The following is a 15,166-nucleotide window of genomic DNA, read 5'->3' as shown; positions in this document are numbered from 1 at the left end:
TTGAGGTTTAGCTGACACGGCTAATAGTTATTTTCATCTCTCAAAAAATCAAGTGATATTAAATCAAAAATTACTTTTAGAAACCAGTTGCACACTCACTTTCGCAACCCTCAGAATTAAATCCAGATTTAAGAATTTACTAATTAAATAAATTAGCACCTCGAAAAAACAAAATATTTTCCGATAAATCAGGCGAAGAATTCAATCACAAAGTGTGGATGCGACGATGATGTATTCAACAACGGCGGATGATGAAGTTCAGGTGAGTCATGCTACCAATCCGTTTCCAATTGATCTGGATTTTCATAAAACGTTAGATGGACTGCCATCAACTTCATTCATTCCATTTTCCGTATCGCGCTTATCTAGCGCACGTCTTGTCTGGCGCAATAGTGCAATTGCCCGTGATGTGGATCTGTCTTCCTTTGATTATTGCCTGCCCCATGTTGCTGATAGGGATACCGTCTATCGCAACGAGTGGCGCACGTTTAACGCGGAGAGGTACGGCGGTCAACGCATTGTCAATAATGGCGGTGGGGTTCGATGCGCCATCCGATAGCTTGAAAAATCGCAGTGAATTATTTGGCTATGCGCTGATATTAATGCGCGCGAGCCCAGCACACCGCGATCAGCCGTTAAGTAAGTTATACAAAATCATTGAGGCCGCAATTTCCCACAAGACGATTAAGTTTTATTTTAATGAAGATGGCAATGTCGTGGCATGTGTGATCTGGGCTCTGCTGGCAGAAGATGTCGAGCACAGAGTAATTCAGACAGGAGAATTTTCCTTGCATGAATCCGAATGGAATGAAGGAAACAGTCTTTGGATTATTGAACTTTTAGCTCCTTTTGGAAATATGAATTATGTGTATCGTGCATTACGTGACAGCTTATTTTTAACGCATCAAACAGTGCGCTATATCCGTAAAGTAGGGCAGGAAGTGTTAATTAAAGAGGCTGTAAGAAGACCGTTGATCGTTACCAATTCTGATGGAATATAGGTTAAAAAATACATGAATTTTCACCCCAACTCGACGTTATTTTTTCGAATAATCATTTTACTTAACGCCATTTTATGGTCACACACTGTGCATAGTGCCGACAACGAAGCGCCCCCCAGACTGTGGCAGGCCACATCTGTTGATGGAAAAACCACATTCTATCTATTGGGGGCGACGCACTATGGTTTGCCTACCGAGTTCGGAAGTTATTTCGACAAAGTAGTTGTTCCCGCGTTTAAGACAGCCAACACCTTATCCTATGAAGGAGCAGGCGGGCGAGAACCGGAAGCAAGGCCGGTTTGTGATCCAAATGTGTTAGACGAAAACGGAAAAAAAATCTTGGCAGAAATTCGCGAGAAAATTGCCGACTTGGCCGTGCGTGAACGTGAATTTGTTTATCAGCAAATGCTACTGAAGGGAGTGTCAGTCCCTTTGAGTGAACCGCAACGTGCCATGTTATCGCGTGCCTATGTCAGAGATCTCGATGAATTCGAACTGATTACGAAGTACCAATCCGATGTCATTATTTTGGCAACCAACTCGACCGATTCCGGCACTGCCGAATCATCTTCTAAGCCGTTAAGCCCACAAGCTCGTGGCAACATCGCTTTCCATTTAAGACAAATCCGGCCGGAAATCTCAGTCAGCGATGTTGACTCCTTTTACGGGGCACGGCGCGCCTATTGCAGTTCTGGGCCGAAGCGCATTCATTTTTTTGAGAGTCAGATCAACAATCAGGAATTGCTTACTTCGGATTCATTCACAGCCAAAATTCCACGGCTTGAATTTGAATTTAGCGAGTTAATTACTAACGGTAAATATCCGCCAAATAGCATTAATCAAGTATTTGATCTTGATCACACTTTTACCTGTCAGCGTAACAAGGAATGGATGCAGGAAATGGCGGGCATCAATGACGGAGGAATTCACTTTTATGTGTTGGGGGCAGCCCACCTATTTAATGTTGATCATGACTCAGCTCAATGCGACGGTATGTTGGCGCTAATAACGAAAAGCGGTATGCATGTGCAATTGCTTAAATAACTCGGCATTGCATAACAGAGTGCTTTACGGAATTTTTCAAGCTAGTTGTCGCCTAAATGCTATTTTTTAAGCTGCTATTTTCAGTTCCTGATACACCTCCTCATAAATTGATTCTTCCCTAGTTATTTTGTCTGGATTTAAATGCACAATAGCCGTTCGCGTCCAATTCCGCGTAGCACCACTCCAGCGTTGTGGGTTAGCCGCTTTCGCCGTTGGGTCAATTTTCGGTCGGCGGCAATACCTCTTTTTGACGGAGTCAGTCATTCCTATCGGGTTCAAGCTGCAAAAGCAAAGTATGAAAGCAAAGCCGCTGAACTCGCCAATCTAGAAATACGAATTTCACTCGAAGTCTGGAAAGATTATTACGCGATGGAGATGGAAACCGAAAACCTTAAGCTGAGTGCAGAATTAGAAGACAGTGCCTCATTATCATTCAACGTATCGCAAGGTCGATATAAATACGGCGTTGGTAATATTCTCGAACTATTGACCGCACAAACCGTATTGATCAATGCGCGACAGCAGAAGATTTCAGTTTTATCTAATTGGCGTAGTGCCAGGATTAAACTTGCGGCCAGCCTGGGAAAATTGGGAATGTGGGCCGTGGAATGAGTGATGAACTAAAGCTTATTGCTATATCAAATTCGGTGTAATAAGCGCTTATTACACCGAATACCACGATTAACTAATCAAGGCGTACCGTTTGGCGCACCTGCAATTTGCCATGCAAACATCAACATCGATGCGGCGGTGAGGTCGATGGCAGGCTCGTTCGTTGCATAGGACTGCATATTGTCGCGATAGACGGCGCCACTGGCATTGAATTTCGCATAAATGTCGACGCCATTCGCCGGGCATGCAACCATGCCGGGCAGTGATCCTGAGCTTGCTGTATTGGTCGGCCCTTCGACAACGGCACCGGCTAAGACATTTCCTTTTCCGTTCATCGAGCCTGAGATATTGGCCACCTGATGTTGTATGCAGTTAGGGAAGGTGGTTCCATCGCCAACGATGAAGGAAACGCCCCAGGCATTGGCGCCAAGCAAATTACCGGCCCAACGATTTGCATCCGTGGTGTAGCTACTTGAATTGGTCAGATAGCCATATTCACTAGCCATCACCGAAAGTCCGGACACGTGAGAAGCGGTGTCGCCATTTTTCCAGCCGATCGGGCTTCCAAAAGGATCACCTGACTGCGATACCGAAGTGCTCATTTGGCTAGACAGATCGCTGAGTAGAGCCGCTTGCGTAACGGCCAGTGTCGGCTTGCCCGCCATACCTATTGCACGATATAGCTCGAAATGCGCCAGGCCGGAGGTGTCGTATAGATTTAAGGTGTCGGCCTGATCGTTTGGGCCAGTGATATAAGCATGTGCCCAATTTGCAGCCTGAGTCAGGTAGTAACTGGCATTAGTCACGGGTAATCCCGCTGGCAGGCTACCCGCCTGCAGCGCAAAGTACAGTTCTGTTGCGCCTAATTCCATGTCGTCGCGCCATTCTGTTTCTGGGTAAAAATCATAGGGAGCTACTGTCAACAGTGTGCCTGGTGATGTATTGGCTAGCGCAAAAACATGCTCGGCTTCCAGCAGGCATTTATTGGCGTAGCTTGGATTGCTGAGTTTAAAAACTTGATAGCACAGCGCAAAATCAGCAGCCAGCCGGCCAGCCAGATTCGGGCTGATTTTTGAACCTGCCGGGCCAGAGACGAATACTGGGCGATTGCGAATGTACGGAATCTGCGCCACGGTTAAACCGGTTGCGGAGGGCGGGACGTAATTATCGTCCACCTGCGGCAGACGCCAAAGATCATGGTCACTGACATCGGAGTTGACGGTGAAATCAGTTCCTATACCAACTTGATAGTAAAGAGTCTGGGTACTGTCGTCCCACATTTGTTGTAGCCAGTTCAGCCCAAATTCGGCTTCAGAAGTAAAGTTGGATTTGGCTGATCCGGCTCCCATCTGATTGGGAAAATCCCTGACTCCTGTCAGCATTAGTGCGACGGTATAGCTGTGGGTTTGCACGAACTTAAGATAATCCCCAGCGTCCCACCATCCGCCCTCGGCGTTTATTTTTTGGCCGGTAGGCGAAAGTTTTGCGGTGATGTTGTCGTTAGTAATCGGTGGTGTTTTGTAGACGGTTGCGTTGGCGTCATTGAGATGTCCCGCAGCTGTGCGCAAGGCGGAAGGGATGAAGTTGGAGCCATCCCGTTGGTTTTGATAAAAACTGAGCGTATTAACCAATGCCTGTGAATACAGATTAGTTGAGGTATCAACAGTAAAAACGGGAGAAGACGTGCTGACTGGCCCGGACACTGAGATTGAATATTTGCCGGAGTCGGCTACGGTGAAATTGACAGGGTACACAGTGTAACTTCCCCACGTTCCTGTTTTTGCACCGACGGTGCCGCTGGTTACTGTGTCGCCGCTTGAATTGATTACATGGAAACTTACATCACTCACCGGTGATGACGTCATCAGGTAGGCTTGTGCTGCGACGTCTGTTTCATAACCGACTTGATTGATACGCAAATAGCCTGTTACTGCCCACGCCGGTAATGCCGCGCATAACATGCAAAAACCGATTACTTTCCCGATCTTGATGTGAAATTTTTCAGGCGCATACCTGTGAGCACTTTCATACTTGTTATTTTGCAGCTTCATCGTTTCTCCCCTTACTGGTTGCAGTTAGATTGAACTACCGATGCACATCATTTGTGGAGATCACATATTGTTTCCCTGAGCGACATAAGGCAGCAATAAGATCGAGCCGCAAGTAGTGTGCTTCTGCATGGTGGTTTTTCGATTAAGCAAACACAATCCTGAAATATACCTTGGTCGCTAAGTAGATTTACCAGTGTTCAGGTTGTTTTAAGGGGGGAAGTGAGGCTTATATGTATTGGCAGTTCAGTTGATTTGCAACATGAACTGCCGTGTAAATGGCTGGACTGCCGAAGGTACACGTCGCTAATTATCAAGGGCATGTTGGCTCATACGCCAACGTCGCTGCTGTACTGGGGAAAAGCGGTTCCCGCAAACCGGGTGCTTGCCATCCGTATAAATACTCACACGCAGCTCCACAGATTCGCCCCTGACAAGCGCCCATGCCGCAGCGCGTTGCCAATTTTGCGCTGCGCCAATCTGGATGTATCGTAAGCTGCTGCGCTCCCACATCCTCACAGCGGCACACCAAGGTAGTGGGTTGGCAGAGCAGGCGCAATGCGTCTGTTGGTGCAAAACTGTGCTCCAGTAATGCCGCAAATTGCCGGGTGTGGTTGCGTGTTTTTTGCTCTTTATCTGAAGCGGTTTGATGGCTCGCTGACAGGCCAGCTATCCGGCCTTCTGCAAGCGCTTTATCAACACCGCCAATGCCGGTAACTTCACCTGCCGCCCAGATATGCGCTTGTGAAGTTTGCTGATTATCATTAACGACTACGCGGTTATTTTGCACCTCGCAGGTGAGCAGTTTCGCCAATTCTAAATTTGGGACCAGGCCATAACCACAGGCTAAATAATCGCAATCGAGTTGTACTGTTTTTTCATTTTGCAGGTAACTAATACTCTGTAATTGATTATCACCATGTGCCTGAAGCACCGTAGTTGCGTGGCGATATGAGCATGACCACAAGCGTGCGAGCAAGGGAATCGCCTGCATCAATTTGCCGCGATGTGAGCGCGCCAGGTTTAGTATGAATCGCGTTAATTCCATTGTGCTGCGATGTTCGGCAATCAGCACAATTTGTCCTCCCTGACGCTGCACAGTTGCCGCAACCGCTAGTAATAAAGGGCCGGTGCCAGCGATGGCAATCCGTTTTCCGGCAACTGACAAACCACCTTTGATCAAGGCTTGTAAGCCGCCCGCTCCGGTAACTCCGGGCAAAGTCCAGCCGGGAAACGGTAACAGCAACTCGCGTGCGCCGCTACAAATAATTAAGCGGTTATAAGTAATGCTGCAAGCGCCTTGAGGTGTTTCTAGCAGCAGGGTGTTGATGCGAGGCGCAGCTACTACTTTGACTTCATATAAAAAATGGACGTTCGTACAGGTTATTAATTTCTGCCATAAAACCTTGGCGCGTGCGTCGCTCCACTGCGTTGGGCCACCGCGCCAGATTTGCCCGCCGGGGGCAAAATTATCATCCAATACCGTTACAGATTGCTCTGAACTTGCTGCGGCATCTGCTGCCGCTAATCCGGCTGGGCCGCTGCCTAAAATCAGAATGTCTGTATGTTGTTGGATCTGCTTCATCGTTGTTCCTCGCGGCCAGTTAAAATCACCATGTCTGGCAGGCAGCGGGTTTGGCAGGCCAACCGATGCGGAACGCCATTAATCGTCACCCGACATTCCTGACAAACACCCATACCGCACACGGCAAAACGGGCTTCGCCAGTGACGGAGCGGCGCGTTAATAATCGGTCAGTCAAGGCAATTGCACTTGCTACGCTCATTTGGGTATCGGCTAAGATTACTCTTCCATCGACCGTTATCGTTGCATCATGCGGCATGGTCTACCTTCATTGAAAAACGACTGGGTAAATACGCCGATGCATCGAAGGAGCCGGGTTGTCGCATTATTTGATCAGCCAGTATTTCTGCCGTAGCAAAAGCGGTTGTTATGCCCAGTCCTTCATGACCGGTTGCCAGCCATAACCCAGGGCGAAACGGATGTGGCCCAATTAGCGGATGGCCGTCCGGCGTGGCGGGGCGCATGCCAGCCCAGGCGCGCAGAATACGCATTTCGGACAAACACGGAAGTAGTTCAATCGCTGAAAGCAGTACCTTGGATAGCACGGAAAAATCAAGTTTGGTATCCAGTTGCCCATCTTGCCGACAAGAGCCGACCAGCCATTGTCCATTGGGGCGCGCCTGCACGTTAGCAGCGACGGCAAGATTATCTGAGCCGCTTTCAATCTGCCCGTAATTCATGTTCACAATCTGGTGCTGCAATAGTCCGGGATAGCGATCGGTAATCGCCAGATGTCCTTTGCGGGCAAATACTGGCACCTCCGGCAGTAATTGCGCTGTTTCTACGCCGGTAGCCAGCACAATATGTTTGGCAGTTAAACTCACGCCATTGGCTAACTCGACTGCACCATCCGTCAATGCAACAACGCGTTGTCCGAGATGTACTTTGCCGCCGAATTGCATGCATTGCATAGCTAGAAATTGTGCCACTTTGGGCGGAAATACCACAGCATCATTGCTTACCAACACGCCGCCGCACAAACCGGAACGTAATTGCGGTTCCAGTTGACGCATGTTTTTCCCCTGGATGAATTCGGCATTCCAACCTCGTTGGCTATAGCGTTCTGCACGTTGCAGCGCCTCTTGCAATTGCGTTTCGTTCTCTGCCACCCATAAGGTGCCGCAACGGCTGAATTCGCCGATTTCAGGATGTGCGTCATTAAATTCGCGCCACAGTCGCATCGAGAATAAACACAGCTCAGTTTCGTCGTGATCTAGAACCACTAAATGCCCCATGCCTGCCGCAGTTACTCCTGCGCCGGGTGTTGTAGCATCCACTAAGGCGACTGACAGGCCGCGCTGCTGCAAGGCTCTGGCGCACGCCGCACCGACGATGCCGGCACCAATTACGAGTACATCCGTGCTCACGCAGCAATGCCCCAGCGGAAAGGATCTTGTGGGTCAATGAGCAATGTCGCTTCGGCCATAACATAAGCGCGGCCACGTATGCTGGGCTGTACTTTTTCTGCATCGATGCGCTGGTAACTGCCGTCAAACATACTACCGACGATGCTTTCCTGATGCCAGAGCGCACCTTCCGCGAGTTTGTCGTCTGCTGCCAGACAAGCTAATTTGGCGCTGGTACCCGTGCCGCACGGTGAACGGTCGTAAGCCAGACCGGGGCACAGTACAAAGTTGCGGCTGTCGCAGCCTGGCGTGTCGCTGGCGGAAAAGAATTCGATATGATCAATCTCGGCACCATTTGCGCCAGTAACACCGGCAGCAACCAAGGCAATCCGAACGTTTTCCGCATGATGGGTTAGTTCCGCCACATTTTTAAACTGCAACGGTGCCGGATAATTATTCACAAGGAAAAACCAGTTGCCGCCCCAAGCAACATCACCCACCATGACGCCTAGTCCGGGGACATTAATTTCGACTGCTTTTTTATAACGGTAGGCCGGAACATTGACTACGGTAACTGAGCCATCTTCGTGTAATGTTGTTTGCACAACGCCTACAGGTGTATCTATTCGGTGTACTCCGATTTGCAGCATGCCTTTATATGCCAGCGACGCAATCAAACCTATCGTGCCGTGGCCGCACATACCTAAGTAGCCGGTATTATTAAAAAAAATCACGCCCAACGAACAGCTCGGGTCAAACGGAGTGCATAACAGGGCACCGACAATCACGTCAGACCCACGCGGCTCACACACTACGCCGCGCCGGAAGGCATCAAAATTTTGTTTGAAATTGCTTAGTCGATCCGCCATGCTTCCTTTCCCTAATTCTGGGCCGCCTTGCAACACTAAACGGGTTGGTTCGGCGCCGGTATGGGAATCAATAATTTGAATGGTTTGCATGGTAACTCCTGTGCTTATCTTATAGGGATGGGTTAGTACAGAGGATACGTTTAGGAAGCAATTCAGTCTTGACGATTTTAGTGAAAATGTTGATTAAAAACAGCATAGCATTGGATAGTTTTATTTTTGATTGTGCTGATTTCATCGAGGAAGTAACTATTCACCTGCAAGACGAATCCAATAATGCTATGGTAGTTTCTATTTTATTTTTATACCCTTCATTTCTCAAAGGCTGGCGCAATGATCAATCATGCAAACGCGGCAAAAAATAGTCCTTCATCAACCATGTTGCAAAGTCTGTTGGGGTGCGAGCCGTCGATTCGTATTGCCGACCTTGGTTTTGTAGAGTCGTTATTTGATGCGTTGCTGGATGTGGTTTTTTTCGTCAAAGATAAACAAGGCCGTTATTTGATTGTTAATAACACCTTGGTGCGACGCTGCGGCTTGCGTAGCAAGGAAGAAATGATCGGAAAAATGGTTGACAGTGTTTTTGCCAAACCATTGGCCGAATCCTTTAATGCGCAAGATCAGATGGTGATTACTACCGGCATCGCGTTGGAAAAACATCTGGAACTGCATCTGTATCAAACGCGTGAACGCGGTTGGTGTCTAACCCATAAAATCCCGTTACGTGACACGTCCGGCGCGGTAGTGGGTTTGGTCGGTATTTCACAAGACCTGGGTTTGCCGGATAAAACCCATCCTGAATATCGTCAGATTGCCAGCATTACCGACACCATTCGTGAAAATTATCATCAGGATATTTCAATTAGCAAACTCGCCGAAAATGCCAAAATGCCGTTAGCAAGGGTGGAAAGATTATTCCAGAAAGTATTCCATTTCAGCCCACGTCAATTGTTATTGCAATCGCGCTTAAATGCGGCGCTCGCCATTATCGAATCAGGTGATCAGCGTAGCATTGCCGATATTGCCTATGCCTGCGGCTACACCGACCATAGCGCCTTCAGTCGCCAGTTTAAAGCTTTGATCGGCATGCCGCCGGTGGAGTACCGCGCTCATTTTTTTGCCGAATAAGAGGATGTAATATGTCAGATTCATTCCGCATGGACGATGTTGTTTGTATCGATCACTGGCTTACTGTGCCGCTTGATTATGCGCAACCTAACGGGCCGCAAATTCGAATTTATGGCCGCGAACTGGTGTTACGTTTACAGGCCAACATTCCACAATTACCCTGGGCTTTATTTTTACAAGGCGGCCCAGGGTTTGAAAGTCCGCGTCCCATGGGGCGAGCCGGTTGGCTTACTCCAATACTGATAGGACACCGACTTTTTTTGCTGGATCAGCGCGGCACCGGACGCTCCTCGGCACTCTCTACCAAACAGATCGCGGCTATTGGCACGCCACAACAGCAAGCCGAACAGTTACGCCACTATCGGCAAGACAATATCGTGCGCGATGCTGAGGCGTTTCGCAAACACTTAACTAAAGAAAAACCGTGGTTGGTGATCGGGCAAAGTTTTGGCGGTTTTTGCGCCGCTACCTATTTATCGCACGCGCCGGAAGGTATCGCTGCAGTCATTTTAACCGGAGCGTTACCTCCGGTTGGCTGGCAGATTGATGATGTGTATCGCGTTACCTATCGTCTGGCAGAACGGGCAAGTTTGCATTTGTATGAACGCATTCCGGCGCTTCAAATTCAATTTACCAGGCTGGCAGAATTGTTGAGCAGGCAACCTGCAAAATTACCCAATGGTGGAATTTTGACGGTACGAGGCTTGCAGTCACTTGGCCTGCAACTGTATCGGGCGCAAGGTGCGTATACGTTGGCGTATTTGTTGGAACGGGCATTCCCAAACGGGAGCGATCAGGCACCAGTTTGTACCGATGCGTTTCTTAGCGCCGTTACACCGTTACTCGCCACTTTTGCGAGCAATCCGTTTTTTCTACTTCTGCATGAGGCAATTTATGCCGACGGAGCAGGGCAAGCTACCAATTGGTCTGCACAGCGGATACGAAAAGAATTTCCCCAGTTTGATCAATTCGACGGCACTACCTTGTTACTCACCGCTGAGCATATGTATCCGTGGATGGCCGATGAATTTCCCGGTAGTGCGCAATTAGCTGAGGTAGCGGAAATTTTGGCGAAAAAATCAGATTGGGAACCGCTCTACGATGCCAGTCGCTTACAAGCCAACACCATTCCGATTGCCGCTGTGGTTTATTATGACGACCTTTGCTGCGGCTTTGACTATTCAATCGACTTCGCAAATCGATTGGGCGGCATCAAACGCTGGATCACCAGCGAATTTGCTCACGATGGGATTCACACTGACGGCGAACACATCATGTGGCGTTTGCTTGGGATGCTGGAGGGAGATATCCCTTCTCTTTAAGCGCTAACCACAATAATAAAACAGGAGACATAATGCAGCGCGCAACAACAATAACAACAACCACCATCCTCGATCACCCGGCAGGTTTATTTACTTTATTCTTCACTGAAATGTGGGAGCGATTTTCCTACTACGGCATGCGCGCCTTGCTGGTGCTATTCCTGATTTCGGAAACGACCAAAGGTGGCTGGGGCTGGAATCGTGCCGAAGCGTTGACACTGTATAGCTGGTACACCGGGCTGGTGTATTTAACGCCCATTCTCGGTGGGTATCTGGCTGATCGGGTTCTTGGTAGTCGCCGTGCGGTAGTGTGGGGCGGTTTTATCATCGCTGCAGGACATGCCTGCATGCTGTTCAATACCCCCGTGCTGTTTTATATTGGGTTGGGTTTGATCGTTTCAGGCACGGGCTTATTTAAACCGAATATTTCTACCATCGTCGGTCAGTTATACGGCAAAGATAATCAGGCTCTGCGTGACAGCGGCTATACCTTGTTTTATATGGGTGTGAATGCCGGTGCTTTCTTCGGTATTTTATTGTGCGGCTATATTGGTGAAAATATAGCCTGGAACTATGGCTTTGCACTGGCAGGTATTTTTATGATGATGGGCGCGCTTCAGTTTTACTTTATTCAAGATATTTTTGGAAATATTGGCGTACTCACAAAAAACAAAACGCTCATACCACCTGACGAAACACCGCACATTGTGGCGGATCGTTTAAAAGTAATTTGCGTGCTTTCTTTTTTCACTATCTTCTTTTGGCTGGCTTACGAACAGGCCGGCGGTTCCATGACGATTTTCGCTGCGTCGTATACCGATCGAGTTTTAGCGGGTAATAGCGGCATGGTGTTTAAAGTCGTTAACAGCTTGATGAGCATCGTGCCAACCTTGATTTTGTCGTGGGTATTGATGAAGCTGGTGATGATCAGTGTGAAACGGTATTTATTCTCCAGCCTGTTATTACTCGCCTGTTTTACCATAATCTGGGGTTTGTTGATCTGGATGCTGCAACGCGATTTTTCACATGACCAATCCAGCATTCCAGCTTCCTGGTTCGGCGTGTTGCCCGCTTTTTTTATCGTTATTCTGGCACCGTTATTTTCGACGTTGTGGGAGAAATACTGGCAACCGAGTGGCCCGATTAAGTTTGCCGTCGGCTTGATTTTATTAGGATTGGGTTTTGCTGTATTAGCCTATGGCGCATTAGGTATTCCCAGTGGTGCAAGCACCGCTTCGGTGAGCATGGCATTTCTGGTACTGGCTTATTTACTACATACGATGGGCGAGCTGTGTATATCGCCCGTCGGTTTGTCTTACATCAGCAAACTGGCACCATCGCGGCTGTTGGGTTTGATGTTTGGCGTATGGTTTATTAATGCCGCCATCGCCAATAAATTGGCTGGTTCATTAGGTAGTTATATTGATTATATTTCGACCACTTATTCACTGGCCAGCTTCTTTTTAATCTTTGCGACCATTCCTATAACAGCAGGATTAATCGTGCTGTTATTGAATAAATGGATGTTGAAAAATATGCATGGCGTGCATTAATTTGTTTAGTAATTCCCCTCGTAAATAAGTAGCTAGCAACCTGTATTCAGGCACGCTAGCTACCGCATTTCGCTTGGTCGTCAACCTGATTTTCGGAATCACGATAAAATATGTCTTTCTATTTTGAAACAGTTCTTTATCTCATCACGTAGATAAACACACTCACTGCTTCATTTTTAAGACATCCCTATGCAAACTGCCATCGATCAGCTTTCCCCCACCAAAAGTGCACACGACAACGAAAAAACCGGTTTCCGTGTTTTAGGTGCAATTAGTTTTGCGCATTTCTTAAATGACATGATTCAGTCGCTGATACTGTCTATTTATCCCTTATTAAAAGGCGATTTTCACCTTAATTTTGCGCAGATTGGTTTAATCACGCTGACTTATCAGCTGACTGCATCCATCTTGCAACCGCTGGTCGGTATTTATACCGACAAACACCCTAAACCGTACTCTCTGGCACTGGGCATGGGATGCACGCTGGTTGGTTTATTACTCTTATCCGTTGCGCCTAATTACGGCATGGTGCTATTGGCTGCGGCCTTAGTGGGTACTGGCTCATCGATTTTTCATCCCGAATCTTCGCGGGTTGCGCGTATGGCTTCTGGTGGGCAGCACGGTTTGGCGCAATCGATTTTTCAGGTGGGCGGTAATGCGGGTAGCTCGATGGGGCCATTGCTGGCAGCCAATATTATTATTCCGCACGGACAATCAAGTATTGCCTGGTTCTCACTAGCCGCCTTATTAGCGATTGTAGTGTTATTGCAGATCGGTAACTGGTACAAGCGCAAGCGTTTGGAAATTAAAAACAAACCGGCCAAAGCCCAGCATCAGCAACTTGTTTTGCCACGTAAGAAAATTATTTTTTCAATTAGCATTTTGTTGACGTTAATTTTTTCAAAATATTTTTACATGGCGAGCATGTCTAGTTATTTCACGTTTTATCTGATCAGTAAATTTCACTTATCAGTACAAGCGGCGCAGATTCATTTATTCATATTTTTGTTTTCAGTCGCTGCCGGCTCTCTGTTAGGCGGGCCAATTGGTGACCGGATTGGCCGTAAGCTGGTGATTTGGGTGTCGATTTTAGGTGTCGCGCCGTTTACCTTAATGCTGCCTTATGCAGATCTGTTTTGGACTGGCGTGTTGACAGTAATTATTGGATTGATTTTGTCGTCCGCGTTCTCTGCCATTTTGGTTTTTGCACAAGAACTCGTACCCGGAAAAGTCGGCACAGTATCCGGTCTGTTCTTTGGTTTTGCTTTCGGCATGGGCGGACTTGGCGCGGCGGCACTCGGCAAATTAGCTGATATGACCGACATTAATTACGTGTATCACGTCTGTTCTTTCCTGCCATTGATTGGATTACTGGCTGCATTTTTACCTGACCTGGATAGACAGCGGCGACAACTGATGCAGATCTGAACATGGAAAAGCGCCACATCATTATTCCACTTCCTCAGCATGACTTTGATCCCACTGAAGTAGCGGTGACATGGCGAATACTGCGCGACGCCGGTTGTGAAATTGACTTCGCTACTGTGGATGGTAAGCGCGGCTATGCAGACCCGCTGATGATTAGCGGGCAGGGCCTCGACCCTTGGGGCTGGATCCCTTTGCTCAATAAGATTCGTTTGGTGGGGTTGTTTCTGCGGGCAGATCATTTTGGTCGAGAGGCTTATCGCGAATTAGAAGCAGATGCCCGATTTTTAAAACCCAAGCGTTTTGAAGAGCTGGCTGTTGCTGATTACGATGCGTTAGTACTTCCCGGCGGTCATGCGCAAGGCATGAAGCCTTATCTTGAAAATGCCAGGCTGCAGAACTTTGTCGCCGATTTTTTCGACACATGCGACGCGACAGGACAACACAAACCAATTGCCGCTATTTGTCACGGAGTTTTATTGGCAGCGCGATCGATTTCCAAGAAGACTAATAAATCGGCACTGTATGGGAAAAAGACCACGGCACTTACTTGGAAGCTGGAGAGCTCGGCGTGGAATTTAACCAAATACCTGGCTCGTTTTTGGGACCCTAATTATTACCGCACTTATTTAGAATCAGGCAATGAGGCGGTCGGTTATTGGAGTGTCGAGCAAGAAATAAAACGTGCATTGGCAAAAGAGGGCGATTTTTTGGATGTACCCAAGGGTACCCAGCACCACTTTCTGAAAACCAGCGGGTTGGTGCGCGATCGACTTAATAATTCACAAGCTGCATGGGTGGTGCGTGACGGGACGTATGTTTCTGGACGTTGGCCGGGGGATGTGCATACTTTTGCGCAGCAGTTTGTTGCGGTGCTGAATGAGTATTACCAATGCAGTTAATGCCCTAAGCATTTCATAGTTTGCTAAAAAACGATTGGGTTAGTTAAGGCACTAGTCCAATCGTTTTTGATGATACTGAATTAATTATTGATAATTACCCGGTAACGCATGATTGATGAGTCGGTTACAGATTAACCCCGTTGCGCTAACGCTTTTTCAATCTTCTTATCGGTCGTATATTGGCTTAATGCATACACCGACCAAATCGTTGCAGGAATCCAGCCGATGAGGGTTATTTGCAAAAGAAGGCAGATAATGCCTGCAATCGGGCGGCCGATTGTGAAGAAGGTGAGCCAAGGGAGTATCAGGGAAATAAGTAAGCGCATAGTCAGAACC

15 protein-coding genes are annotated in these 15,166 nt (G+C 47.9%); 9 read left to right on the top strand and 6 right to left on the bottom strand.

All coding sequences use genetic code 11. From position 1 onward, the window contains the following. Nucleotides 1-226: 226 nt before the first annotated feature. From S2091_RS24055 to S2091_RS14205, 4 genes are all read left to right on the top strand, one after another. Entirely contained in the window at nt 227-559 is a 333-nt protein-coding gene (locus S2091_RS24055) for a hypothetical protein (protein WP_165794994.1), read from the top strand. After that, nucleotides 528-1,001: a toxin-activating lysine-acyltransferase gene (locus tag S2091_RS14215; RefSeq protein WP_165794993.1), complete on the top strand. Its 474-nt coding sequence runs from the start codon at nt 528-530 to the stop codon at nt 999-1,001. The genes S2091_RS24055 and S2091_RS14215 overlap by 32 nt, the downstream gene beginning before the upstream one ends. 12 nt (nt 1,002-1,013) lie before the next feature. After that, the gene (locus tag S2091_RS14210) at nt 1,014-2,045 is read left to right on the top strand and encodes a hypothetical protein (protein WP_105532602.1); all 1,032 of its coding nucleotides are present in this window, start codon (nt 1,014-1,016) and stop codon (nt 2,043-2,045) included. A gap of 141 nt (nt 2,046-2,186) precedes the next feature. Further along, nucleotides 2,187-2,657: a TolC family protein gene (locus S2091_RS14205; RefSeq protein WP_105532601.1), complete on the top strand. Its 471-nt coding sequence runs from the start codon at nt 2,187-2,189 to the stop codon at nt 2,655-2,657. Between the two features lie 77 nt (nt 2,658-2,734). Here the strand turns inward: S2091_RS14205 and S2091_RS14200 are convergent, their stop codons facing one another. From S2091_RS14200 to S2091_RS14180, 5 genes are all read right to left on the bottom strand, one after another. Then, nucleotides 2,735-4,708, bottom strand: a complete 1,974-nt coding sequence (locus S2091_RS14200) for a glycoside hydrolase family 9 protein (protein ID WP_105532600.1) — start codon at nt 4,706-4,708, stop codon at nt 2,735-2,737. 310 nt (nt 4,709-5,018) lie between these two features. Further along, nucleotides 5,019-6,290 carry an NAD(P)/FAD-dependent oxidoreductase gene (locus S2091_RS14195; protein WP_105532599.1) on the bottom strand — a complete coding sequence of 424 codons (1,272 nt, stop codon included), beginning with the start codon at nt 6,288-6,290 and terminating at the stop codon, nt 5,019-5,021. After that, nucleotides 6,287-6,547, bottom strand: coding sequence for a 2Fe-2S iron-sulfur cluster-binding protein (locus tag S2091_RS14190; protein ID WP_105532598.1), 261 nt, complete (start codon nt 6,545-6,547; stop codon nt 6,287-6,289). The genes S2091_RS14195 and S2091_RS14190 overlap by 4 nt, the downstream gene beginning before the upstream one ends. Continuing rightward, the gene (locus S2091_RS14185; RefSeq protein ID WP_165794992.1) at nt 6,537-7,655 is read right to left on the bottom strand and encodes an NAD(P)/FAD-dependent oxidoreductase; all 1,119 of its coding nucleotides are present in this window, start codon (nt 7,653-7,655) and stop codon (nt 6,537-6,539) included. Before S2091_RS14185 ends, S2091_RS14190 begins: the two co-directional genes overlap by 11 nt. After that, nucleotides 7,652-8,593 carry a 4-hydroxyproline epimerase gene (locus S2091_RS14180; RefSeq protein ID WP_105532596.1) on the bottom strand — a complete coding sequence of 314 codons (942 nt, stop codon included), beginning with the start codon at nt 8,591-8,593 and terminating at the stop codon, nt 7,652-7,654. Before S2091_RS14180 ends, S2091_RS14185 begins: the two co-directional genes overlap by 4 nt. Nucleotides 8,594-8,833: 240 nt before the next feature. Between S2091_RS14180 and S2091_RS14170 the strand changes: the two genes are divergently transcribed. From S2091_RS14170 to S2091_RS14150, 5 genes are all read left to right on the top strand, one after another. Continuing rightward, nucleotides 8,834-9,628: an AraC family transcriptional regulator gene (locus S2091_RS14170; RefSeq protein ID WP_243405428.1), complete on the top strand. Its 795-nt coding sequence runs from the start codon at nt 8,834-8,836 to the stop codon at nt 9,626-9,628. An 11-nt stretch (nt 9,629-9,639) separates the two neighbouring features. Further along, the gene (locus tag S2091_RS14165) at nt 9,640-10,950 is read left to right on the top strand and encodes an alpha/beta fold hydrolase (protein WP_105532594.1); all 1,311 of its coding nucleotides are present in this window, start codon (nt 9,640-9,642) and stop codon (nt 10,948-10,950) included. 32 nt (nt 10,951-10,982) lie between these two features. Further along, on the top strand, nt 10,983-12,503 hold the full coding sequence (locus S2091_RS14160) for a peptide MFS transporter (RefSeq protein WP_105532593.1): 1,521 nt from the start codon (nt 10,983-10,985) through the stop codon (nt 12,501-12,503). A 189-nt stretch (nt 12,504-12,692) separates the two neighbouring features. Next, nucleotides 12,693-13,931, top strand: coding sequence for an MFS transporter (locus tag S2091_RS14155; protein WP_105532592.1), 1,239 nt, complete (start codon nt 12,693-12,695; stop codon nt 13,929-13,931). A 2-nt stretch (nt 13,932-13,933) separates the two neighbouring features. Beyond that, complete coding sequence (locus tag S2091_RS14150; RefSeq protein ID WP_105532591.1) at nt 13,934-14,830, top strand: type 1 glutamine amidotransferase domain-containing protein; 897 nt, start codon at nt 13,934-13,936, stop codon at nt 14,828-14,830. Between the two features lie 131 nt (nt 14,831-14,961). Here S2091_RS14150 and S2091_RS14145 read toward each other — a convergent pair whose 3' ends face one another. Beyond that, nucleotides 14,962-15,156 carry a YqaE/Pmp3 family membrane protein gene (locus tag S2091_RS14145; protein ID WP_105532590.1) on the bottom strand — a complete coding sequence of 65 codons (195 nt, stop codon included), beginning with the start codon at nt 15,154-15,156 and terminating at the stop codon, nt 14,962-14,964. Nucleotides 15,157-15,166 lie beyond the last annotated feature (10 nt).

Origin of the sequence: Solimicrobium silvestre (assembly GCF_002976435.1) — a bacterium.
GTDB lineage: Bacteria > Pseudomonadota > Gammaproteobacteria > Burkholderiales > Burkholderiaceae_D > Solimicrobium > Solimicrobium silvestre.
Note: the sequence above shows the minus strand (reverse complement) of the source record. Positions and strands in the feature narration are given on the sequence as shown.

Coding starts and splice junctions, on each gene's coding strand:
- S2091_RS14150 (WP_105532591.1), top strand. CDS start 13,934: ATGGAAAAGCGCCACATCATTATTCCACTTCCTCAGCATGACTTTGAT.
- S2091_RS14195 (WP_105532599.1), bottom strand. CDS start 6,290: ATGAAGCAGATCCAACAACATACAGACATTCTGATTTTAGGCAGCGGC.
- S2091_RS14165 (WP_105532594.1), top strand. CDS start 9,640: ATGTCAGATTCATTCCGCATGGACGATGTTGTTTGTATCGATCACTGG.
- S2091_RS14210 (WP_105532602.1), top strand. CDS start 1,014: ATGAATTTTCACCCCAACTCGACGTTATTTTTTCGAATAATCATTTTA.
- S2091_RS24055 (WP_165794994.1), top strand. CDS start 227: ATGATGTATTCAACAACGGCGGATGATGAAGTTCAGGTGAGTCATGCT.
- S2091_RS14180 (WP_105532596.1), bottom strand. CDS start 8,593: ATGCAAACCATTCAAATTATTGATTCCCATACCGGCGCCGAACCAACC.
- S2091_RS14145 (WP_105532590.1), bottom strand. CDS start 15,156: ATGCGCTTACTTATTTCCCTGATACTCCCTTGGCTCACCTTCTTCACA.
- S2091_RS14170 (WP_243405428.1), top strand. CDS start 8,834: ATGATCAATCATGCAAACGCGGCAAAAAATAGTCCTTCATCAACCATG.
- S2091_RS14160 (WP_105532593.1), top strand. CDS start 10,983: ATGCAGCGCGCAACAACAATAACAACAACCACCATCCTCGATCACCCG.
- S2091_RS14200 (WP_105532600.1), bottom strand. CDS start 4,708: ATGAAGCTGCAAAATAACAAGTATGAAAGTGCTCACAGGTATGCGCCT.
- S2091_RS14155 (WP_105532592.1), top strand. CDS start 12,693: ATGCAAACTGCCATCGATCAGCTTTCCCCCACCAAAAGTGCACACGAC.
- S2091_RS14190 (WP_105532598.1), bottom strand. CDS start 6,547: ATGCCGCATGATGCAACGATAACGGTCGATGGAAGAGTAATCTTAGCC.
- S2091_RS14215 (WP_165794993.1), top strand. CDS start 528: ATGGCGGTGGGGTTCGATGCGCCATCCGATAGCTTGAAAAATCGCAGT.
- S2091_RS14205 (WP_105532601.1), top strand. CDS start 2,187: ATGCACAATAGCCGTTCGCGTCCAATTCCGCGTAGCACCACTCCAGCG.